Raw genomic sequence first — 22,967 nt, forward strand, 5'->3', positions numbered from 1 at the left:
GCTCAGGCCACCGAACGGCGCGGCTTCAGCGGCACGACCTTGGTCGCGTCCTCGGCACGCCGGGCCAGCACGCGGTCGATGCGGGCGAACACATCGCGCATCACCGAGGCTTCCGGCAACAGGGTCACGCGGAAATGATGGCGGTAGGGCACGTTGAAGCTGGAACCCGGTACCACCAGCACGCCTTCGTTGTTCATCAGGTCCAGCGCGAAGTTGTGGTCGTCAAAGCCCTTGGCAGCGGCACCGACCACGGCCGGGAACGCATACAGCGCACCGGCCGGCGCGACCAGCGACAGGTGCTCGCTGGCTTCGCAGGCGTCGATCACCGCACGGCGGGTTTCATACAGGCGGCCACCCGGGGTGCACAGTTCGGAGATGGTGTCCGGGCCGTTCACTGCGGCCTCGATGGCGTACTGGCCCGGTACGTTGGCGCACAGGCGCAGCGCGCCCAGCAGGTCCAGCGCGGCGCGGAAGTCGCCCAGGCGCGCGTCGTCGCCGCTGAGGTGGGCCCAGCCCACGCGCCAGCCGCAGGCACGGTGCACCTTGCTCAGGCCGCTGAAGGTCAGGCACGGATGGTCGCCGGCCAGCGGCGCGACCGGCTGGAACACCGCATCGTCGTACAGGATCTGGTCGTAGATCTCATCGACCAGCAACAGCAGGTTGTGGCGTCGTGCGATCTCGACCACGCGCTCCAGCAGTTCACGCGGGTAGCTGGCGCCGCTGGGGTTGTTCGGGTTGATCAGCACGATGGCGCGGGTGCGTGACGACACCAGCGTCTCGATCTCGCTCGGGTCCGGCTGGAAGCCGTTTTCGGCGGCGCAGCGGTAGTACACCGGTCGGCCATCGTTGAGGATGGTGGAGGCCGACCACAGCGGGTAGTCCGGCGACGGCACCAGCACCTCATCGCCCGGATTGAGCAGTGCGCGCAGCGACAGGTCGATCAGCTCGCTGACACCGTTGCCGACGAACACGCGGTCTGGGTGTGCATCCGGTGCGCCGCGGCGGACGTAGTAATCGGCGATGGCTTCACGCGCCACCGGCAGGCCCTGCTGGTGGGTGTACGGGTCGGTGCGGCCCATGTCGTCGGCGATCGCGCGCTGCAGGTGCTCGGGTGCGCGGAAACCGAAGTTGCCCGGGTTGCCGATGTTGAGCTTGATCAGCTTGCGGCCCTGCGCCTCCAGCTCCCGCGCTCGCCGGGCCAGTTCTCCGCGGATCTCGTAGCGCACTTCGGAAAGGCGCTCGCGGATGGCCAGGGGCTTGGGCGAAAGGGTGGACATGGGGGCTGGGCCGTCAAAAGGCATGGGGATTCCATCCTACCGGAATTGCTGCAGTGCATGGCAACGGCTCCGCGCCTGCCATTGCTGGGCTGGCCGGGGGCCGTCACAGGTAGAATGGCGGCGATGACCCAGACCCCCGATTTCATCGCCCTGCAGACCATCGGCTGGCCCTGGCCGGGCCCGGCGCAGCAGGCCGACTGGCAGGCCATGATGGCCGCGCACCCGCAGGCCCGCCCGGCGCGGGTGATCGAGCAGCACCGGACCCATTACGTGGTGGCCGATGGCCCGGATGCGGCGATCAAAGCGGAGTCACTGCCGGAATGGCAGCGCCCGCGCTTCCCCAGCCACGAGCGGCCTGCAGTGGGCGACTGGGTGCTGCTGGACGGCATCCGCATCGTTGCGCTGCTGCCGCGTCGCACCGCGATCAAGCGTGGCGCGGCGGGCGAGCACTACCACCAGCAGGTGATCGCAGCGAACATCGATACGGTGTTCATCGTTTGTGGCCTGGATGCCGACTTCAATCCGCGCCGCATCGAGCGCTACCTGCTGCTGGTCGGCGGTGGCGGCGCCGAACCGGTGGTGGTGCTGACCAAGGCCGACCAGACCGAGTACAGCGAGGATGCGCTGGCGGTGCTGGAAGAACTGGAGATGCAGGGCATCGCGTTGCATGCGATCAACGGCCTGGATGCCGACAGTGTGGCGGTGCTGCAACCGTGGCTGGGCCCGGGGCGCACGGTGGTGCTGGTGGGCTCCTCCGGTGCCGGCAAATCCACGCTGACCAACACCCTGCTCGGCGAGCAGCGGATGAAGACCAACGCGGTGCGTGCCAACGATTCGCGCGGCCGCCACACCACCACCCATCGCGCGTTGATGCCGCTTCCGACCGGCGCCTGCCTGATCGACACCCCCGGCATGCGCGAGCTGAAACCGACCGGCGAAGAAACGCTGTCCGAAGGTGGCTTCGCCGACATCGAAGCGCTGGCCACGCAGTGCCGTTTCAACGACTGCAAGCACCAGCAGGAACCGGGCTGTGCTGTCCGCGCAGCGATCGACGCTGGCGAGATCGAAGAGAGCCGGCTGCTGAACTATTTCAAGCTGAAGGAAGAAGTGGCCGCCGCTGCCGCCAAGCTGGCGGTGCGCCAGGCCGAGACCGCGCAGGAACGTGGCGGCAGGAAGGGCAAGGGCCAGCAGTTCCGCCCGGCCGCCAAGCCGCGCCGGCGCTGATGGGTGTCGGGGTCGGATCCCATTGCCTCGCAATGGGCTCCGACCCCTGTATTGAACCCGCGTCTGCCTGCTTCGGGTGGGTGCCAACCTTGGTTGGCACGAATCTGTCCGCAGCCCGCCGTCGGCGCATGCCAACCAAGGTTGGCACCTACCAAAGCAAGGGCAGGGCGCTATAGTCCGCCCATGGAACCGACCGCGACGCTGGACCGTGAGGTGGCCCACCATGCAGCGCTCGATGCGCGCCTGGTCGAGGCCGTGGGAGGCATCCGCCTGCTGGGGCTGACCAGCTGGCCGGCCACGCTGCAGGCCCCGTTCCTGGACAGCGTGGCACGTGGCCAGCCGGTGCTGCCGAAGGTGGATTACCCGAGGCTGGATTTCAGCGAGGAGCGCCGCGCATTGGCTGCGATCGCCGCCGACTGCGATGATACTCATCCGCTGGGCCACTACGTGCGGCAGTCGGCACAGAGCTGGGACCTGGCCGCGCAGCTGCTTGAGGGGCTGGGCACTGCCGCCGTCGATACCTGTTCGGTGCAGCTGTTCGGCGCGCCCGAGCAGCCGTTGCCAGGCAATGGCCCGAGCACGCGCGAAGCGGCGCGTCACTTCATCCAGATTGCTGCCGAACTCGATCACGAACTGCTGGCGCCGGAAGAGCAGGTGCCGGTCTCGGCCATTGCCCTGCAGCTGCAGCTGCAGAATGACCTGGATGCGTTCTTCGAATCGCGCATCATCCAGGTGCAGCTCGATCCAGAGCTGGTGTCCAAGGCCGCTGCCGGACCGACCCGCATCCGCCTGCGCACCAGTGCGCGCTTCAGTGCCTACGACCGCGCGCAGCTGTTCCACCACGAAGCGCTGGTGCATTCGCTGACCGCCTTGAATGGCCGCGAACAACCGGTGCTGCCCAGCCTGGCGTTGTCCTCGCCGCGGGTGACGGCCACCCAGGAAGGGCTGGCTACCTTCGCCGAACAGATCACCGGCAGCATCGACATCGAGCGCCTGAAGCGAATCAGTCTGCGCACTGAAGCGATCGCGATGGCCCGCGAAGGCGCCGACTTCATCGAGGTGTTCCGCTACTTCTGCGATGCCGGGCAGAACGCCGAAGAGAGCTTTGCGTCGGCACAGCGCGTGTTCCGTGGGGTGCCGCCGAGTGGCGGCCTGGCCTTCACCAAGGACACGGTGTACCTGCGCGGCCTGGTGTCGGTGCATACCTTCTTCCGCCACATGCTGGCCGAGGACCGCCTGCAGGTCTGCCGCTGGTTGTTCGCCGGCAAGATGAGCCTGGCCGATGCGATCGCGTTCGCACCGTTGTTCGAGGCGGGGGGGCTGAAGCCACCGCGCTGGCTGCCGCATTGGGTGAGCCGGGCGAATGGGCTGGCCGGCATGCTGGCGTTTTCGCTGTTTGCCAACCGGATACGGATGGACCAGCTGGCGCCGGAATGAAATGCGTTGGCGGGATGATGCGCTGGCGCCTCGATTGATATCGCTGGGCGGCGGTGGCGCACCCTGGCCAGGACACGCCGTAAACCCATCCATGGGGGCTCGATCGGCGCATCCATGCGCCTCACGGTCCTGGCCAGGGTACGCCACCGCCGCCAGACAGTTTCCCGCGCGGGCGGCAGCACATCAGCGCGCCGAAGGGATTGCGCTTGAAAATCTTGAAAAGCAAAGAGCCGGGCAATGCCCGGCTCTTTGCTCTTGCTCTTCTTTGTCCTCCGCACCGTGGCGCGGGAAACCGTCGAGCAGGGTCGGATGGGCCGGCGCAGGACCGTTGGCGCCATGGATGGCGCCATCGAGCCCCCATGGATGGGTTTACGGCGTGTCCTGCATGGGCCTGCCTACCCACGCCATGCAGGAACAATCAACGCGCCGCAGCGCCCGCTTTTGACTTAGAACTCCGCCGCCACCGTCATGAACAGCTGCCGCGGTGCGCTCGCGTGGATCGCATAGCGCGTGCCCTTCGGATCGGTCGGTGCGAACGAGCTCAGCTGGCCGGCGTAGCGCTTGTTGGTCAGGTTGGTCGCATTCAACGACACCCGAACGTTGCGCAGGCCCAGGCCCGGGCCGAAGTCGTAGCCTGCACCGGCGTCGAAGGTGGTCACCCCCGGCACCGACTGGTCGTTGGTGTAGGTGTAGTAGCGCTTGCCGGTGTACTTGGCACGCAGGCTGGCGAAGAAGCCATCGCGGTTCCAGCTGATCTCGCTGGAGGCCATGCGCTGCGGCGTATCCACCGTGATCTTGCCGGCCACCGGCACGATCGCGCCGCCCGAGGTGTAGTCATCCTCGTAGGTGGTCTTGTTCCAGGACAGCGCGTTGTACCACTGCAGGCCGTCGATCGGCTTGAGGATGAAGGTCAGTTCCGCGCCGTGGCTCTTCACCGAACCGACATTGATGAAGCGCGTTACGCACTCCGGACGCGTGCCGACTTCGATGCTGGAACACGGGTTCAGCGACAGCAGGCGGTTGTCGAACTTCACGTTGTAGGCCGCGATCGAGGCCTGGTACTTCTCGCCGAAGGTACGGAAGCCGGCTTCCAGGCTCTTGGACTTCTCCGGTTCCAGCCCGGCGCTGGCTGCGAACGATTCCGGCGACACCTGCAACGGGCCACCGCTGCCGCCACCGACGAAGGCGGCGATGTTCTCGGCGTACGAGGCGAACAGTTCATTGTTGGCGTTGAGCTTGAAGCCCAGGCCCACCTGCGGCAGCACCGACTTCTTGGCGGTCAGCGTGCCCGAAGCGATGCTGGTTTCCACGCCCGGCTGGGCGGTGGCGCGCATGCGGGTGTTCGGGCTCTTGATGCCCACGTCCACGGTCAGGCGCTGGTCGAGGAAGCGCATGCGGTCCTGCACGTAGAACTGGCGCGTGCGGATGTCGAAATCCTGGTTGAACAGCAGGCGGTCCGGGTTCTTCAGGTACAGGTCGTCCAGGAACGGGCCGCTGATGTAGTAGAAGTTGCGCGACACGTTATGGTCGTTCTGCTCGTACCACAGGCCGGCCTCCAGTTCGTGGATGCCCACCGTCCACGACAGCGCGGCGGTCACACCATCGCGGTTGATCGTGTAGTTGGTGCTGCGGATCGAAATCGGCAGCATCCTGTCGGTGCCCGGGTAGGACGGCTGGCCCGGTGCCCACCAGTGGCCCTGGCCACGGTTGTCGTGGTGGTAGGCCAGCAGCTTCAGGCGACCCTGCTCGCCCAGGCGCAGGTCGGCATCGACCGAATAGAGGTTGTCGTCGCGAAGTGCACGGCTCTGGTAGTACGCATCGTCGATGCTGTTGACGCCGCCGCTGAACCTGCAGCGCGCCTTGTTGTAGGTGCCCGGCGCGCAGTACGCAGCAGCGACGGCGCGGTCCCAGTCCGGTGCGTAGATGTTCCAGTCATAGCCCAGGCCGCGGGCCAGCATGTCCTTGGACAGGTAGGCGTAGTTGGCCTGGCTGGCGCGCGAGGTCGCCACGAACGCACCGAAACGGTGGTCGCCGATATTCCACACGGCCTTGGCGTTGAACTGGCGGGTGGTCTGGTTCTGGTACGGCGCGGCCCACATGTCCTGGTCCTGGTGCACGCCGGACACATAGGCCGAGAAGCCGTTGAGGTCGCCGGTGTCCACGCGCAGGTAGCCACGGCGCTGGTTGTTGTCGCCGACGGTGACGCTGGCGCGGCCACCGAATTCAGTGGACGGGTCCATCGAGAAATACTGGATGGTGCCGCCCAGGTTGCTGGTCGAAGCCACGCCCAGCGAACCGATGCCCTGCGACAGCTCGGCACCGGCCAGGTTCTCGGCAATGATCGCGCGGGCAATGCTCAGGCCGTTGTAGTTGCCGTAGCTGTTGTCACCCAGCGGAATGCCGTCCAGCGTATAGCCGAGGCGGCTCTTGTCGAAGCCACGCAGGCTGATGGTCTGCGATTCCTCATTGGCACCGAAGGCATCGTTGGACTGCACCGACACGCCCGGCAGGCGGTCGAGGATCTTCTGGCCACTGGTACCCGGCGGCAGCACCTGCTTGTCGACGGTGGTGATGCGCTGCACTTGGCGGGTCTCGCCCTGGCCGATCACGGAGACGGTGTCCAGCGTCTGCGCGCTCAGCGCGGCATCGGTGCTGGCGCCGGTATCGGCGGCGGTGGCGGCATGGGCGCTGGTGGCGGCGGAGAGCGCGATCGCCACGGCGATCGTCAGGTGTCGGGTCTGCATGGTGGTCCGTTGCATGGGGGGTGGTCACCGGCACACGTGCGCGGTGCATGGCCACTATGCGAACGGAACATGAAACCTTCTTTACGAGAAACCAACGAACGACGCAGGCCCCCGTGCGTGTCCTGCAACCCGATAGAAAATGGGGCCGGATCCCCCTCGCGAACGACGGTTCACCGGCCCCGCGCACTCCGTGGGGGAGGGCTCAACCCATGTACAGGCCACCGTTGACCGGATAGTCGGCACCGGTCACGTACGAGGCTTCATCCGAGGCCAGCCACGCGCACAGGCCGGCCACTTCCTCGGGCCGACCCAGCCGGCGCACCGGCACCGAGGCGGCCAGCCGATCCAGTACATCCGGCGGGAAGCTGCTGATTGCCTGGCTGGCGATGTAACCCGGCGACAGCGTGTTGACGGTGACCCCGCGCGAGGCCACTTCGGCGGCCAGTGCACGGCTGAAACCGTGCATCGCGGCCTTGGCGGTGGCGTAGTTCACCTGGCCGATCTGGCCCTTGTGGGCGCTGACCGAACCGATGTTGATGATGCGGCCCCAGCCGCGCGTGGCCATGCCATCGACCACCTGCTTGGTCAGGTTGAACAGCGCATTGAGGTTGGAGGCGATCACCGCGTTCCAGTCTTCCACCGTCATCTGCCGGAAAAGAAGGTCGCGGCTGCCGCCGGAGTTGTTGACCAGCACGTCCACTTCACCGACTTCTGCACGGACCTTGGCGAACGCGGCGCTGGTCGAGGCCCAGTCGGTGGCGTTGCCTTCGGAGGCGATGAAGTCGAAGCCCTGTTCGCGCTGCTCGCGCAGCCAGTTGGCCTTGCGCGGCGAGTTGGGCGCGCAGCCGGCGACCACGGTGTGGCCGCTGCGGGCCAGGCTCTGGCAGATGGCAGTGCCGACACTGCCCATTCCACTGGTGACGTAAGCGATTCGAAGCGTCATTGCAGAAGGCTCCTTGGTAAAGGGTCAGGCGGCGAGGGGATACAGGCCGAACAGCAGGCTGCCGATCATCAGCAGCATCGAGATGGCGATGGCCCACTTCAGGGTGAACTTCTGGTGGTCGGCGAATTCGACCTTGGCCAGGCCCACCAGCAGGTAGGTGGACGGCACCAGCGGGCTGAGCAGGTGCACCGGCTGGCCGGCCAGCGAGGCGCGCGCCATTTCCACCGGGGTGATGCCGTAGTTGCCGGCGGCCTCGGACAGGATCGGCAGCACGCCGAAGTAGAACGCGTCGTTGGACATGAAGAAGGTGAACGGCATCGACGCCACGGCGGTGATCACCGCCAGGTACGGGCCCCACGACTCCGGAATCACCGCCAGGAAGCTGTGTGACATCGCCTCGACCATGCCGGTGTTGTTGAGGATGCCGGTGAAGATGCCCGCGGCGAAGATCAGCGACACCACCGACAGCACGTTGCCGGCATGGTTGACCACGCGGCGGCGCTGTTCGGCCAGGTTCGGGTAGTTGATCACCAGGGCGATGGCGAAGCCGACCATGAACAGCACCGGCATCGGCAGCACGCCGATGATCAGCGCGGCCATCAGCGCCACGGTCAGGGCCAGGTTGACCCACAGCAGCTTCGGACGTTTGATGTCCTCGGCGTCTTCCACGGTCGGCAGCGGATTGCTGTCATCGGACACGCTGTTGTCCATCCAGCTGCCGCCCTTGGGCAGGGTCACCACGCCAAGGCGACGGCGTTCCTTCAGCCCCAGGTACCAGGCCAGCAGCAGCACGCCGGCACAGGCGATTACCATCGACGGGATCAGCGGCACGAACACATCGGCCGGGTCCACGTGCAGCGCGGTGGCCGCGCGTGCGGTCGGGCCGCCCCACGGAGTCAGGTTCATCACGCCGCCGGCCAGGATGGTCACGCAGGTCATGTTCAGCGCGTTCATGCCGAGGCGCTGGTACAGCGGCAGCATCGCCGAGACGGTGATCATGTAGGTGGTCGAACCGTCGCCATCGAGCGAGATCAGCATCGCCAGCACCGCAGTGCCCAGCACGATCTTCATCGGGTCGCCCTTGACGAAGCGCAGGATCACCCTTACCAGCGGATCGAACAGGCCGGCGTCGATCATCACCCCGAAGTAGAGGATGGCGAACATCAGCATCACGCCGGTCGGCGCGATCTTCTTGATGCCCTCCAGCATCATCTCGTCGATGCCGGCACCGAAGCCGCCGATCAGCGCGAACAGGATGGGAATGGTGATCAGGGCCACCAGCGGCGACAACCGCTTGCTCATGATCAAGTACATGAATGTAATGACCATGCCAAAGCCGAGGATGCTCAGCATCATCTGCGGACTCCTTGCGAAAACAGGATGTGGGGGAGTGGAAGGGGGCCGGGTGGTTTGCCCGGCACAGCTGGCTTAGAAGTCGTACTGCAGGCGGCCGGTGACCGCGCGCGTGCGGTCCACCGTGACCCCGGCCAGGCGGTCGCGGTTGCGGCTTTCGATCACGTTGAGCATGAAGCGCAGGTTGTCGCGCAGGTACCAGTTGCCACCCAGCGTCCAGGCTTCGGTGCTGCCACGGCGCAGGTCCGGCGCGCCATCGAGGTGCTGCGCGCCCCACATCTGGTCGTAACGCAGCGCCACTTCGAAGGCCCCAGCCTTGTGGCGGATGTCCTTGACCCGTGCGAAGCGGCCGGTCCTGCGGTCGTAGGCACGACTTTCGCCGGTGACGAACCAGCTGAGCATGCCGTAGGCCGCCATCACGTCGCCGCGTTGGGCGCCATCATCGAAGGTGGCGCCACTGAACTCGCCCTGCCATGACAGCGGGCCGCGCACCTGCGCGTATTCCAGCGACCACTTGTTGACGTCGGTATCGCGGCCGGCAGAGAAGTCGACCAGGGTCAGGCGGCTGTTGTCGGACAGGTGGCCGGCCGGGCGCGGACGGATGCGCAGGCCGGGCACGCCGTTGGCCCCCGGGTTGTCGTAGGCCTCGCGGGCCAGCGACAGGCCCAGGTGCAGCACGTCACCGTCGCTGGGCGAGGGCGCCCAGGTGACGCGACCACCCGCCGCGCGGCCCTTCACCTGCCAGGCGTCGATGCTCTCCAGGCTGTAGAGGCTGGCCGCCCAGGTGAAATCCCCCGGATTGGCCTGCCAAGACGCACCCAGGCGGTACAGCGGCGCCAGCGTGGTGCCGGCGTTGCCGCGCTCCAGGAAGCTGCCGTAGTTGGAGCTGGTACGGTCATCCAGCGAGAAGTACTGCTTGAACTGGCCGACGGTCAGCTTGCCGGCCTCGCCGAAGCTGCGTGCCAGGTAGACATCCTTGGCCTCGACGCGGTCGCCGGAGAAGTCGGCTTCCAGCTTGTAGTCGACCACGAAGAATTTGCCGGACACGTCCAGCCAGGCGCGACGGATCTCGGTGTCGTCCTTGTTCGGGGTGCCGCGGTTGTCGTTGTCGAAGGTGGCGAAGTCCAGGTGCAGGCGGCCACCGAGGGTGGCGGTGACCGGGCGGTTGTCTTCGGCAGCGAAGGCCGGCGCCGACAGGGCAGCCAGCGCCATCATGGCGGCAGGACGCCGCCAGGCAAACGTGAATTCCACAAACCCTCCCAGGTGCGCGCCAGGCGCGCGGCAATCGTGGGCACCGGACGGTGCGCGGCCGCAGTCTGGGTCGGGCAAGCTGTCATCGTCCTGTCAGTGGTTTGTGCGGTGCATCGTAAATCCGGCCGCTGCGCTCACTGGGCCACACCCGGCGAGCGCGGCGGCGGCATGCGGTAGCATTCGGTTCCCCTCCCACCCGTGTGCCCATGCGCCTGCTGCTGGTCGAAGACAACCCGGATCTGGCCGATGCGATCATCCGCCGTATGCGCCGCAGCGGGCACGCCGTGGACTGGCAGGCCGATGGCCTGGCCGCCGCCAGCGTGCTGCGTTACCAGAGCTTCGACCTGGTGGTGCTGGACATCGGCCTGCCCAAGCTCGATGGCCTGCGCGTGCTGGCCGGCATGCGCGAGCGCGGTGACAGCACGCCGGTGCTGATGCTGACCGCGCGCGATGGCATCGAGGATCGCGTGCAGGCGCTGGATGTCGGTGCCGACGATTACCTGGGCAAACCGTTCGATTTCCGCGAGTTCGAAGCGCGCTGCCGCGTGCTGCTGCGGCGTGCGCGTGGCCAGGCCAGCGAAGTGGTGCAGATCGGCGGCTTCCAGTTCGACAACGCTGCGCACCGGGTCAGCCTCGACGGCGAACCGATCGAACTACCCAACCGCGAGTACCGCCTGCTGGAGATCCTGGTCGGGCGCCTCGGCCAAGTGGTCGGCAAGGATGAGATCGGCAACGGCCTGTTCGGTTTCGATGACGAAGCGGGCCCGAATGCCATCGAGTTGTATGTTGGCCGCCTGAGAAAGAAGCTGGCGGGCGCACCGCTGCGCATCACCACGGTGCGCGGTGTCGGCTATCTGCTGGAGGCCAGCGATACCCATGCAGACGCCGATGGCTGACGCGCGCGCTGCGACTGCGGCGCCGGGTTCGCTGCGGCGCACGCTGCTGCTCTATCTCGGCGTGCTGCTGGCGGTGTTCGCGGTGGCCCTGCTGTTCGCCGCACGCGATTACGGCCAGCGTGCCGCCAACCGTTCCTACGATCACCTGCTGGTGTCCTCGGCGCTGTCCATCGCCGATTCGGTGGCGCTGGTCGATGGGCAGTGGCAGGTCGATCTGCCGTATGCGGCGCTGGACCTGCTGGCGATGGCGCCGGAGGACCGCGTGTTCTATCGCGTGGCCGACAGCCGCGGCACGCTGATCACCGGCTACGATGACCTGCCGGCAGCGCCGCGCCGGCCCGGTACCCAGCCGCAGCTGTTCGATGCCACCTACAGCGGCGAGACCGTGCGCTTCGTGGTGGTCGGCCGCAGCTTCGCCGCTGCCTCGGCGCAGGGCGAGGTGCAGGTCCAGGTCGGCCAGACCCGGCGTGCGCGTGAAGCGGTCGCGCAGGACATGGTCAATCGCGCGTTGCTGGCGATCGGCGTGCTGTCCGGGCTGCTGCTGGCACTGGTGGCGTTCGGCGTGCATCGCGCATTCCGGCCGCTGGTGCGGGTGGAGCGCGAGCTGTCGCGACGGGAGCCGTCCGACCTGAAGCCGCTGGATGCCCGCGTTCCGCGCGAGATGGACCAGATGGTGGCGGCGCTGAACCGCTTCATGGAACGCCTGTCCAGCAGCAACGAGACACTGCGCGCGTTCATGGCCGAGGCTGCGCACCAGATGCGCACGCCGCTGGCGGCATTGCGCGCACAGGCACAGCTGGCGCTGGATGATGACGATCCGGAGGACATGCGGCGCAGCCTGCAGGCGATCGAGCGCAACGCCACCCATATGAGCCGGCTGCTGAACCAGCTGCTCAGCGATGCCAGCGTGATCCATCGTTCGCATCTGCAGCGCTTTGCAGCGGTGGACCTGGCCGAGACCGTGCACCAGGCCCTGCATGAAGCGCTGCCGCAGGCCGGTCCGGCGCCGCGCGTGCAGTTGGCGATGACCGCCGAACCGGCATTGGTGCACGGCGATGCGCTGCTGCTGCGCGAGGCGATCAAGAACCTGGTCGACAACGCACTGAAGTACGGCGGTGACGGCGACTTGCAGATTGCCCTTACCGTGGAAGGCGAGCAGGCCGTGCTGACCATCGCCGACCACGGCGCGGGCATCGCCCCGGCCGATGCCGAGCGCGTATTCGAGCGTTTCGCCCGTGGCGAAGGCGCGCCCTCAGGTGGTGCCGGGCTGGGCCTGGCCATCGTCAAGCGCGTGGTCGACAGCCATGGCGGCCGCATTGACCTGAGCAACCGCCCGCAGGGCGGGCTGGTCGCCACCATCCGCCTGCCCCGGAGCAGTCCATGATCCGCTTGTTCGCCACGACTGTTGCGCTGCTGCTGGCCCTGCCGGTGTTGGCCGCGCCCGGCGATGTGCGCCGTTTTCCCGCACAGGGAGCGGCCACCGCTCAGCTGCGCATCCACGGCACCACCGATATCGAAGTGTTCGCGGTGGTCATCGCCGACTACCAGCGCCTGCACCCCGGCACCGAGGTGGTGTACGAGGACATCATCACCCAGGACCTGTACGCACGTTACCTGCACGACCGCGGCGGCCCGGCATCACCAGACCTGCTGATCTCCAGCGGCATGGACCTGCAGACCAAACTGGTCAATGACGGTCACGCGCTGCCACACCGTTCGGCGCAGACCGCCGCGCTGCCGGCCTGGGCACAGTGGCGCAACGAGGCGTTCGGCATCAGCTACGAGCCGGTGGTGATGGTCTACAACACCCGCGCGATTCCTTCGGCCAAGGTGCCGCACACGCGCCGCCAGCTGCTGGACCGGCTGCGTGCTGAAGGTGCACCCCTGCGCGGCAGGGTCGGCACCTATGACATCGAGCGCAGCAGCGTCGGCTACCTGTTGGCGACCCAGGACGCGCAGCGCGGCAGCATTGCCGGCGCGCTGCTGGGCGCGCTCGGCGACAACGACGTGGTGCGCGAGGAGCGCACCGGCGTGCTGCTGGACCAGGTCGCCAGCGGCCAGCTGTCACTGGTCTACAACGTGCTTGGCTCCTACGCGCAGGCACGCATCGACGCGGGTGCTCCGCTGGCGATTGTGGAGCCCGAGGACTACACGCTGGTGGTGCTGCGCACCGCGGTGATTCCACGTACCGGCCCACATCCGGAAGAGGCCCGGCGCTTCCTCGACTACCTGCTGTCGCCACGCGGCCAGCAGGTGCTGTCGCGCGAGGCACGGCTGATGCCGATCGTGACCGGCAACGCGCGCGGCGATGATGCGCCGGGCCGCAGCCGCCGCCCGATCCAGCTGGGTCCGGGCCTGCTGGTGTATCTGGACGCGCTCAAGCGTCGCCAGTTTCTCGATGCCTGGCGCAGCAGCGTCGAGCCGGCCGGGCGCTGAGGCGGCGACCTGCCCGTACAATGGCGGTATGAGCGAATACACCATCCTGATCGCCGATGACCACCCGCTGCTGCGTTCGGCGGTGGTGCAGTCCTTGCGGCAGAGCCTGCCGTTGGCACAGGTGCGCGAGGTTGCGAGCGCCGAGGCATTGGCCGAGACGCTCGACGCGCAGCCGGACGTGGACCTGGTGCTGCTCGACCTGACCATGCCTGGCGCGCACGGCTTTTCCGCGCTGCTGCACGTGCGTGGCTCGCATCCCGACATTCCGGTGGTGATCCTCTCCTCCAACGACCATCCGCGGGTGATCCGCCGTGCCCAGCAGTTCGGCGCGGCCGGTTTCATCCCGAAGTCGGCCCCGGCCGAGACCATCGGCGAGGCCGTGCAGGCGGTGCTCGACGGCGGCCTGTGGTTCCCGGCAATGGCCGCCGAGCGCTCGGAGGCCGATGCGCTGCTGGCCAGCCGTCTGGCCCAGCTGACCCCGCAGCAGTTCCGCGTGCTGCTGTGCCTGGCCGATGGCCTGCTCAACAAGCAGATCGCCTATACGCTGGGGTTGGCCGAGAACACGGTGAAGGTGCATGTCACCGCCATCCTGAAAAAACTCGAGTGCCATAGCCGAACGCAGGCAGCGGTGCTGGTGAAGGCGCTGGAGCCCGAGGGCGACGCCGGCATCGGGTTGTAGTTTCCAGCCAACGGCGCAGCCCCTCGTGGGTGGACACGTAGAGCAGTTCATGGGTGAGGCCGGGCAGGTGGACTGCGCAGGGGCCGCTGCAAGTACGTCCATGTAAGCTCGGTCGCCGCATCCATGCGGCTCACGCCCCTGCGCAGCCCACCTGCCCGGCCACGGACAGGTTCCGTGCGCGTCCACCCGCGGAAGAGAAAAGAAGATCAAAAGCAAAGACAGCCTGACAGGCTGCTTTTTGTAGAGCCGAGCCCACGCTCGGCTGCTTTCTGGACGGTCCGTGAAGCCGAGCATGGGCTCGGCTCTACACGAGCAAGCGCAGCGCGCGACCCGCTTTTGATCTTACTTTCTTCTTCGTGGGTGCAGGCCACCGAAATCTGTCGGAGGCCGGTCGGGTCGGGTGCGCGGGGGTGTCAGCCGCATGGATGCGGCTGCCAAGCCTCCAGGGACGGATTCACGGCGTCCCCCGCGCACCCAGCCCGACCGGCCCACCCACGGCTTTTGCTTTCCACGACCAACCAGACACCACCCACGAGGGGCTGCGCCGTTGGCTGGAAACTACCCGCGATGCCGGATCAACAACTGACTCATCAGCGCCCGCAGCGCCGGTGGCTTAACCGGCTTGGCGATCATTCCCCAGCCGCGTTCGACGGCCATCTCACGCAATCCCGCATCGCGCTCGGCAGTGACCAGCACCACCGGCGGGCGGGCCTGCCACAATTCGGCCAACGTCTCGTACAGCACCGGCCCGTGGTGATCGCCCATGCGCACATCCAGCAGCACCAGCTCCGGTACCGCGCCTGTTGCTGCCACCTGCAGCGCCGCCTGTGGACCATCGGCCAGCGCCACCTCGCAGCCCCAGCGCTCCAGCAGCGCGCGGCTGGCCGCGCAGACGTGTGGATCGTCGTCGATCACCCACACCCGGCGCCCGCGCAGCGGATTGTCCGCGGCCGGTTCCTGCACCAGCACCGGCGCGGGTGCCGTGGCGGGAATCGCGCTGGCTTCACCGAACGGAACGCCTACCGCGAACACACTGCCCTGGCCCAGCTGCGAGCGCAGCCGGATCGGATGCCCGAGCAGGCGACCGATGCGATCGACGATGGCCAGGCCAAGGCCAGCGCCGCGCTGCTGGCCGTCGTGCAGGCGGCGGAACTCCTCGAAGATCTCGCCCTGCAACGCGTCGGGAATGCCGGGGCCCTGGTCGTGCACCTCGATCCACAGCATGCCTTCACGGCGACGGCAGCCGAGCAGCACGCGGCCGCGTTCACTATAGCGCAGCGCGTTGGACAGGAAGTTCTGCAGGATGCGGCGCAACAGGGCTTCATCGCTGACCACCACCGCATCGGTATCGACCCAGTCGACCACCAGGCCACGCGACTGTGCGGCGATGCCGAACTCGCGCGCCAGCGTCTGCAGCAAAGGTCCGAGCCGGAACGCCTGCACACGGGTCGGCAGACTGCCCGACTCCAAGCGCGCTATATCCAGCAGGCTGTTGAGGATCGCGTCCTGCGCCGCCAGCGCGGCATCGATATGATCGGCAGTCTGCTGCTGCGCCGGGTCGCCCAGCTTGCCGCGCAGCACCGAGACGAACATGCGCGCAGCGTTGAGCGGCTGCAGCAGGTCGTGCACCGCCGAGGCGACGAAGCGGGTCTTGTAGCGGTTGGCCTGCTCGGCCTCGCGCCGCGCCTCGTCCAAGTCACGGGTGCGTTCGGCGATGCGGTGTTCCAGCGCATCGGCCAGCGAGCGCAGTTCGCGCGCGGCATTCTTGTAGCTGGTGATGTCGGCGTAGCTGGTGACGAAGCCGCCATCAGGCAGGGGATTGCCGCGGATCTCCAGCACCGTGCCGTCGTCCTTTTCGCTCTCGCGCATGTGCGGGCGGCCACTGCGCAGGTGGTTCAGGCGGCGCTCGATGGCCTCGTCCACCGGGCCGGGACCGAGCAGGCCACGACGGGCATTGAAACGGAACAGTTCCTCGATCGGCCGGCCCACGCGCACCAGGTCTGCCGGGAACCGGAACAGTTCCAGATAGCGCGAATTCCACGCGACCAGGCGCAGGTCGCGGTCGATCACCACCACACCCTGCGGCAGGTGTTCGAGGCTGCGGCTGAGACCACTGTCGGCGTCGGTGGCGGCCTGCAGCAGGCCATCCTGTGCGGTGCGCAGCTCCTGTGCGTGCTGCTTGAGCAGGGTTTCCAGTTCGCGGCGGCTGCGCAGGCGATGCTTGGCCAAGCGCCTGCGCTGCTGCACGAACAGCACCAGGAAGCCCAAGGCCAGCCACGCGGCACCGCCGGTCAGGGCGGCCGCGCGACCGGCAGCAGTAGCGGCGCCGGCGTCGTGCAGCAGGTGCAGGTTCCAGCCCTCGGCGGGCAGCGCCAGGCTTTGCCACAGCATCGGCTGCGGCAGCGCAGGATCCAGCAGCCGCACCATGCGGCCGCCATCGGACAGCACGTCTTCGGTACGTGCACGCAAGGGCTGCAGGGCACGGTCGGCGTACTGACGTGCATCGAGCATTTCGCGGCGCTCACCGGCACGCAGCGGACGCAGCAGCCGGTAGCGCCAGCTGTCCCGGTTGGACAGGAACACGACGTCATGGTCGTCGCTGGCCAGCACCACGTCCGGGCTGCTCAACCATTCCTGTTCCAGCGCGGACAGCTCGACCTTGATCACCACCACGCCGAGCCGTTTGCCGTCATCCTCGATGGCCTGCGAAAGGTAATAGCCGGGCACGCCGGTAGTCATGCCGATGCCGTAGAAGCGGCCACGGCCCTGCGCCAGCGCCTGGCGGTAGTAGGGGCGGTAGCTGTAGTTCTCGCCGACGTTGCTGGTCGGTTGGTCCCAGTTGCTGGCCGCCACCGCCACACCATCGTGGCCGACCAGGGTCAGGGTCGAGGCCCGGGTGACTTCATTGGCACGTTGCAGCTTCAGGTTCAGTCGCTGCCGTTCGCCGGGCGAGGGCGGCACACGCAGTGCGTGCAGCAGATCCGGATCCAGCGCCATGACCTGCGGCAAGGTGCCGAAGCGGTCGATGCGCTGTTGCAGGCCCTGGCCATACAGCTGCAGCTGGCGTTGCACCTGGCTGCTTTCGTCGCCGAGCGCGCGCCGCCAGGCGTAATGGCCAGCGACGACCGCGCACAGCACGGTGCCACCGACCATCACCAGGATCGTCAGCAACAGCATCCGGTGGCGGCTGAGCCAGTACATGGCGGCAGTCTACGCAGGGCCGGCGGGCGTGGCGTGCACGCCCGCCGGGGTCTGACGTGGAAGGGGTCAGAAGTGCATCTGCGCGCGCAGTTCGAAGATCTCCGGCGTGCTGTGCACGCCACGACGGCTGGCGTCGACCTTCACGTAGTTGGCCTGGAACTTGAAGTGGCTGGTCAGGTACCAGTTCGCACCCAACGTCAGGTCGTGCTGGCGGCCACCCAGGATGTCACCATCGTCGAGGTCCAGGCGGCTGTAACGCGCCACCAGTTCGACCGCACCGTAGTTGTGCGCCGGCTTGATGTTGGCCACCGCGCCGGCGTTGTACGGCCGCGATTCGCCGGTCAGCACCCAGCTGGCCATCGCGTACTGGCCGCTGCCGGTGAAGTCGGGCTTGCCGTCATGGCGGGTGACCGTGGCGCGCAGCGCTTCGGCCTGCAGCGAGAACGGGCCGCGGATCCAGATGCCTTCCAGGCCGGTGCGGCGGATCTGGTCGGCGGTGACCAGCGCGCCGGAATCGACGTAGCGGATGTCGGTCAGGCCGGCTTCCGGGCGCGCGCGCAGGCGGGCGCTGGCCTCGTGGTGCACGTCGCGGCCATCGCTGTAGCCGCGTGGGTTCTCCTGCGAGTAGGCCAGGCCCAGGTGGATAACGTCACCTGGTGCCTTCACCGGCGTCCACACCGCACGCACCGCCTGGGTGGTGCCGGGGTTGTCGCCCTGCAGGTCCTTGCCGCCATAGGCGCCTGCCTGCAGCAGGTACTGCGGGCGCTCCAGCACCCATTCCACACCGGTACGGCGGCCTTCGTAGAAGGCCTGCACCGGCAGCGAGGTTTCCAGGAAGCTGCCGGCACGCGAAGAGGTGTTCGCATCCAGGCCGACCGGGGTCTTCATGTAGCCGAAGCGGAAGCGGCCGACGTCACGGCCGAAGAAGGCCTTGCTCTCGAAGCGCACGAACACGTCCAGCCAGGTATCGGCCTGGAAGTCGTAGTAGACCATCGCGTCGTACACGCCCTTCTTCTTCAGCGTCGCACCGAATTCCTTGCGGCGCACGGCGTCGTCGTCCTCGAGGCCACTGGCCGAGGAAAAGTCGTTGTAGTCGTAGGCGATGTTGGCGGTAGCGGCCAACTCGGTGCCGTCGCCGAAGGTGTACTTGGTCGGCCAGTTGTCGAAATCCGCAGCCGAAGCGAGGGCGGGTAGGGCGGCCAGCGACAGGGCCAGCAAGGTGGGATTCGGGCGCATGTTGGGTGCGGCTCTCTCAGATTGCGTGTGGACAGGACATCAACGGCCGCAGGGGCCGAAACTTTCGCAGGGACATGCCCAGCCGTTCAGCCCGGGCCACCGGCCTTCCCGTTTCTGGGCGGTGCGGCGCCAGTGTAGGCACCTGTGCCACCTGAACCGGGGGGCTAGTACCAATAGGTTATCTGCGCCGGCGTGCCTGGCGCGTACAAAGGCGTCCATTGGTCGCACCCCCTGTGCGTGCAGTACAGGGCCTGCGGTCAGTTTCCACGGTAACGGCTCCCGTGCAGTCCCGGGGCCGTACGTGCCTGAAAACGCCCCTTCCGGAGTCCGCCATGCACATCCCGACCGCAGCACCGGTGCCTGCAAAGCCGTTGCCGATCTATCGCCAGCTGTACTTCCAGGTGATCGTGGCGATCGTCCTGGGTGCCATCCTCGGCCACTACGAACCGCTGGTCGGCGAGAAGATGAAGCCGCTCGGCGATGCCTTCATCAACCTGGTGAAGATGATCATCGCGCCGGTGATCTTCCTCACCATCGTCACCGGCATCGCCAGCATGACCCACCTGCGCACGGTGGGCCGGGTGTTCGCCAAGGCGATGGCGTACTTCCTGTTCTTCTCCACGCTGGCGCTGATTGTCGGCATGATCGTGGCGCACGTGGTGCAGCCCGGCGCCGGCATGAACATCAATCCGGCCGAGCTGGACCAGACCGCAGTGCACAGCTACGTCGAGAAGTCGCATGACCTGACCCTGGTCGGCTTCCTGATGGACATCATCCCGAAGACGCTGCTCAGCGCTTTTGTCGATGGCAACATCCTGCAGGTGCTGTTCGTGGCCGTGCTGTTCGGCATCGCGCTGGCGATGGTGGGCGACAAGGGCAAGCCGGTGCTGAACTTCCTGGAGGCGCTGGTCGCCCCGGTGTTCAAGCTGGTGCACATCTTGATGAAGGCCGCCCCGATCGGTGCCTTCGGTGCGATCGCCTTCACCATCGGCAAGTACGGCGTCGGCTCGCTGATCAACCTGGCCTGGCTGGTGGGCTCGTTCTACCTCACCGCGTTCCTGTTCGTGGCGGTGATCCTCGGTGTGGTCTGCCGCCTGTGCGGGTTCTCGGTGTTCAAGCTGGCGCGCTACCTGAAGGCCGAACTGCTGCTGGTGCTCGGCACCTCCTCGTCGGAGTCGGCGCTGCCGTCGCTGATGGAGAAGATGGAACGCGCCGGCTGCAGCAAGTCGGTGGTGGGCCTGGTGGTCCCGACCGGCTACTCGTTCAACCTGGACGGCACCAACATCTACATGACCCTGGCGGCACTGTTCATCGCCCAGGCCACCAACACCGAACTGACCCTGGGCCACCAGATCGCCCTGCTGCTGGTCGCCATGCTCAGCTCCAAGGGCGCGGCGGGTGTCACCGGCGCCGGTTTCATCACCCTGGCCGCTACCCTGGCCGTGGTGCCGGAGGTGCCGGTGGCTGGCATGGCGCTGATCCTGGGCGTGGACCGGTTCATGAGCGAATGCCGCTCGCTGACCAATTTCATCGGCAATGCGGTGGCCACCGTGGTGGTCTCGCGCTGGGAAGGCGCGCTGGACCGCAACCGCCTGCAGCTGGCGCTGGATGGCCGCGAGAGCGAACTGCCGCCGCCGGTCGATGCGCTGCCCGAGGCGCTGCCGGCCAAGGGCTGATCCAGGTGTGTGGTACCGCGGGGCCGATCACGTCAGTGGTACGGCCCCGCGGCGTTTCAGGGCGTCCCATGGCTGTCATGGGCAGCGCCGAAGCTGGTATCGCGGTACCGTCGCATACGGCACGGAATTGTGCGGTCGCAGCATGGTTGCGACAGGATAGCGACAGGTCCGGACGCTCCAACGGGGGTATCATCCCCTGTCCCTTCTGCCCATTCATGTAACCCACATCGATGTCCAACGAAGATTTCAAACAGGCCGCCCTCGATTACCACCGGATGTCCCCGCCGGGAAAGATCAAGGTTTCCGCTACCAAGCCCATGCTGACCCAGCGCGACCTGTCGCTGGCGTATTCGCCGGGCGTGGCGTACGCCTGTGAAGCGATCAAGGCCGACCCGCAGCAGGCCAGCGAGCTGACCGCCCGCGGCAACCTGGTGGCGGTGATCTCCAACGGCACCGCGGTGCTGGGCCTGGGCAACATCGGCGCGCTGGCCGGCAAGCCGGTGATGGAAGGCAAGGGCGTGCTGTTCCAGAAGTTCGCCGGTATCGATGTGTTCGACATCGAAGTGGATGAGACCGACCCGGACAAGCTGGTCGACATCATCGCCTCGCTGGAACCGACCTTCGGCGGCATCAACCTGGAGGACATCAAGGCGCCGGAATGCTTCGTGGTCGAGCGCAAGCTGCGCGAGCGCATGAAGATCCCGGTGTTCCATGACGACCAGCACGGCACGGCGATCATCGTCGGCGCGGCCGTGCTCAACGCGATGGCGATCACCGGCAAGAAGATCGAGGAAGTGAAGCTGGCGACCACGGGCATGGGCGCGGCCGGCATTTCCTGCGTGAACATGCTGGTGCAGCTGGGCCTGAAGCCGGAGAACATCCTGGCCTTCGATCGCGAGGGCGTGATCCACACCGGTCGTACCGACCTGGACCCGGAAAAGCAGCGCTATGCGCGTGACACCGACAAGCGCACCCTGGCCGAGATCGTCGACGGCGCGGACATTTTCCTGGGCCTGTCGGCACCGGGCATCCTGACCGCCGACATGGTCAAGACCATGGCGCCGGATCCGGTGATCTTCGCGCTGGCCAACCCGACCCCGGAAATCATGCCGGAGGTGGCGCGCGCTGCGCGTCCGGACGCGATCATCGGCACCGGCCGTTCGGACTACCCGAACCAGGTCAACAACGTGCTGTGCTTCCCGTACCTGTTCCGTGGTGCGCTGGACGTGGGCGCCACCGCGATCAACGAGGAAATGAAGATCGCCTGCGTGCGTGCCATCGCTGCACTGGCACGCCGTGCAGCCACCGACATGGGTTCGGCCTACGGCGGCGAGACCCCGAGCTTCGGCCGTGAATACCTGATCCCGCGCCCGTTCGACCGCCGCCTGCTGGTGGAACTGTCGGCCGCCGTGGCCCAGGCCGCGATGGATTCGGGCGTGGCCTCGCGCCCGATCGAGGACATGGGCGCCTACCGCGACAAGCTGGCCCAGTTCGTCTACCGCACCAGCCTGATGATGAAGCCGGTGTACGACCGCGCGCGCAGCGACAAGCAGCGCGTGGTGTACGCCGAGGGCGAAGAGGAAGTGGTGCTGCAGGCGGTGCAGAACGTGGTCGATGACGGCCTGGCGCATCCGATCCTGATCGGCCGCCCGGAAGTGATCGAGTCGCGCATCGAGCGCCTCGGCCTGCGCCTGAAGATCGGCGAGAACGTTGAAGTCACCAACATCAACGACGACCCGCGCTTCAACGAATACTGGCAGTACTACCACGGCCTGACCGGCCGTCGTGGCGTGACCGTGGCCGCGGCGAAGAACCTGATGCGTTCGCGCCCGACCCTGATCGCAGCGGTGATGGTGGCCCGTGGCGAAGCCGATGCGATGCTGACCGGCATCGTCGGCCGCTTCCACAAGAAGCTGGGCTACGTGCGCAGCGTGCTGCCGCTGGAGCCGAAGGTCACCTCGACCTCGGCGATGACCGGCGTGATCAACCAGCAGGGCGTGTTCTTCTTCGTGGACACCCACGTGCAGGAAGACCCGACCGCCGAGCAGCTGTGCGAAGCGACCCTGCAGGCGGCCTATCGCATGAAGCTGTTCGGCATCGAGCCGAAGGTGGCGCTGCTGTCGCACTCCAACTTTGGCAGCCATGATTCGAAGGATGCGCTGAAGATGCGCCAGGTGCGCGAGCTGCTGCTCAAGCGCAACCCGCGCCTGAACGTGGATGGCGAAATGCAGGGCGACACCGCATGGGATGAAGCGCTGCGCCAGAAGCTGCTGCCGGGCTCGACCCTGCAGGGCCGCGCCAACCTGTTCGTGCTGCCGAACCTGGAAGCGGCCAACATCGCCTACAACCTGGTGCGGGTGTTCACCGACGGCGTGGCGATCGGCCCGATCCTGATGGGCGTGAACAAGCCGGTGCACATCCTGACCACCAGCGCGACCTCGCGCCGGATCCTGAACATGACCGCGATTGCGGCGGTCGATGCGCAGATCAGGAAGCAGCTGGAAGCGGAAAAGAAGGCATAAGCCTTCTTTCCCACTTCCGCTGCCCACGCATTCTTCCTCTACCCCCGCCTTCGGCGCGCCCCTTCAACAAGAAGGGGCTCCTGGTCGGAACA

15 protein-coding genes are annotated in these 22,967 nt (G+C 67.1%); 8 read left to right on the forward strand and 7 right to left on the reverse strand.

Annotation, left to right across the window (positions count from 1 at the left end; translation table 11 throughout):
* Nucleotides 1-2 precede the first annotated feature (2 nt).
* Nucleotides 3-1,277, reverse strand: a complete 1,275-nt coding sequence (locus ACM0O9_RS06655; RefSeq protein WP_065185367.1) for a pyridoxal phosphate-dependent aminotransferase — start codon at nucleotides 1,275-1,277, stop codon at nucleotides 3-5.
* A gap of 114 nt (nucleotides 1,278-1,391) precedes the next feature.
* Here ACM0O9_RS06655 and rsgA point away from each other — a divergent pair, with 114 nt between their 5' ends.
* Together rsgA and ACM0O9_RS06665 are read left to right on the forward strand one after the other, a co-directional pair.
* Complete coding sequence (gene rsgA / locus ACM0O9_RS06660) at nucleotides 1,392-2,501, forward strand: ribosome small subunit-dependent GTPase A (RefSeq protein ID WP_065196455.1); 1,110 nt, start codon at nucleotides 1,392-1,394, stop codon at nucleotides 2,499-2,501.
* Nucleotides 2,502-2,684: 183 nt separating this feature from the next.
* Entirely contained in the window at nucleotides 2,685-3,938 is a 1,254-nt protein-coding gene (locus tag ACM0O9_RS06665; RefSeq protein ID WP_414604006.1) for a flavohemoglobin expression-modulating QEGLA motif protein, read from the forward strand.
* Between the two features lie 446 nt (nucleotides 3,939-4,384).
* On the opposite strand, the gene ACM0O9_RS06670 is transcribed toward ACM0O9_RS06665, so the two are convergent.
* The 4 genes from ACM0O9_RS06670 to ACM0O9_RS06685 form a co-directional block, all read right to left on the reverse strand.
* Nucleotides 4,385-6,682, reverse strand: coding sequence for a TonB-dependent receptor (locus tag ACM0O9_RS06670; protein ID WP_139727639.1), 2,298 nt, complete (start codon nucleotides 6,680-6,682; stop codon nucleotides 4,385-4,387).
* 202 nt (nucleotides 6,683-6,884) lie between these two features.
* A complete protein-coding gene (phbB, locus tag ACM0O9_RS06675) occupies nucleotides 6,885-7,625 on the reverse strand; it encodes an acetoacetyl-CoA reductase (protein WP_005419193.1) in 741 nt (246 codons plus the stop codon).
* A 24-nt stretch (nucleotides 7,626-7,649) separates the two neighbouring features.
* Nucleotides 7,650-8,978 carry a CitMHS family transporter gene (locus tag ACM0O9_RS06680; protein ID WP_235649184.1) on the reverse strand — a complete coding sequence of 443 codons (1,329 nt, stop codon included), beginning with the start codon at nucleotides 8,976-8,978 and terminating at the stop codon, nucleotides 7,650-7,652.
* A 75-nt stretch (nucleotides 8,979-9,053) separates the two neighbouring features.
* Nucleotides 9,054-10,193 carry an OprO/OprP family phosphate-selective porin gene (locus ACM0O9_RS06685; protein WP_414604008.1) on the reverse strand — a complete coding sequence of 380 codons (1,140 nt, stop codon included), beginning with the start codon at nucleotides 10,191-10,193 and terminating at the stop codon, nucleotides 9,054-9,056.
* A gap of 242 nt (nucleotides 10,194-10,435) precedes the next feature.
* On the opposite strand from ACM0O9_RS06685, the gene ACM0O9_RS06690 reads away from it, so the two are divergent.
* The 4 genes from ACM0O9_RS06690 to ACM0O9_RS06705 are packed head-to-tail and all read left to right on the forward strand — an operon-like array spanning nucleotide 10,436 to nucleotide 14,240.
* Nucleotides 10,436-11,125 carry a response regulator transcription factor gene (locus ACM0O9_RS06690; protein WP_005419188.1) on the forward strand — a complete coding sequence of 230 codons (690 nt, stop codon included), beginning with the start codon at nucleotides 10,436-10,438 and terminating at the stop codon, nucleotides 11,123-11,125.
* On the forward strand, nucleotides 11,118-12,509 hold the full coding sequence (locus ACM0O9_RS06695) for a sensor histidine kinase (protein WP_032954514.1): 1,392 nt from the start codon (nucleotides 11,118-11,120) through the stop codon (nucleotides 12,507-12,509). The genes ACM0O9_RS06690 and ACM0O9_RS06695 overlap by 8 nt, the downstream gene beginning before the upstream one ends.
* A complete protein-coding gene (locus tag ACM0O9_RS06700; RefSeq protein ID WP_065185361.1) occupies nucleotides 12,506-13,561 on the forward strand; it encodes an ABC transporter substrate-binding protein in 1,056 nt (351 codons plus the stop codon). Before ACM0O9_RS06695 ends, ACM0O9_RS06700 begins: the two co-directional genes overlap by 4 nt.
* A 28-nt stretch (nucleotides 13,562-13,589) precedes the next feature.
* Entirely contained in the window at nucleotides 13,590-14,240 is a 651-nt protein-coding gene (locus tag ACM0O9_RS06705) for a response regulator (protein WP_065185360.1), read from the forward strand.
* A gap of 558 nt (nucleotides 14,241-14,798) precedes the next feature.
* Here ACM0O9_RS06705 and ACM0O9_RS06710 read toward each other — a convergent pair.
* Nucleotides 14,799-17,441: a hybrid sensor histidine kinase/response regulator gene (locus ACM0O9_RS06710; protein WP_164093400.1), complete on the reverse strand. Its 2,643-nt coding sequence runs from the start codon at nucleotides 17,439-17,441 to the stop codon at nucleotides 14,799-14,801.
* A gap of 66 nt (nucleotides 17,442-17,507) precedes the next feature.
* Nucleotides 17,508-18,677, reverse strand: a complete 1,170-nt coding sequence (locus ACM0O9_RS06715; RefSeq protein WP_005419152.1) for an OprO/OprP family phosphate-selective porin — start codon at nucleotides 18,675-18,677, stop codon at nucleotides 17,508-17,510.
* Between the two features lie 332 nt (nucleotides 18,678-19,009).
* On the opposite strand from ACM0O9_RS06715, the gene ACM0O9_RS06720 reads away from it, so the two are divergent.
* Together ACM0O9_RS06720 and ACM0O9_RS06725 are read left to right on the forward strand one after the other, a co-directional pair.
* On the forward strand, nucleotides 19,010-20,353 hold the full coding sequence (locus ACM0O9_RS06720) for a dicarboxylate/amino acid:cation symporter (protein WP_065178333.1): 1,344 nt from the start codon (nucleotides 19,010-19,012) through the stop codon (nucleotides 20,351-20,353).
* Between the two features lie 230 nt (nucleotides 20,354-20,583).
* Complete coding sequence (locus tag ACM0O9_RS06725; protein ID WP_005419150.1) at nucleotides 20,584-22,875, forward strand: NADP-dependent malic enzyme; 2,292 nt, start codon at nucleotides 20,584-20,586, stop codon at nucleotides 22,873-22,875.
* Nucleotides 22,876-22,967: the final 92 nt, after the last annotated feature.

It is taken from the genome of Stenotrophomonas sp. FR012 (assembly GCF_047520565.2).
In the GTDB taxonomy this organism is placed as follows: domain Bacteria; phylum Pseudomonadota; class Gammaproteobacteria; order Xanthomonadales; family Xanthomonadaceae; genus Stenotrophomonas; species Stenotrophomonas sepilia.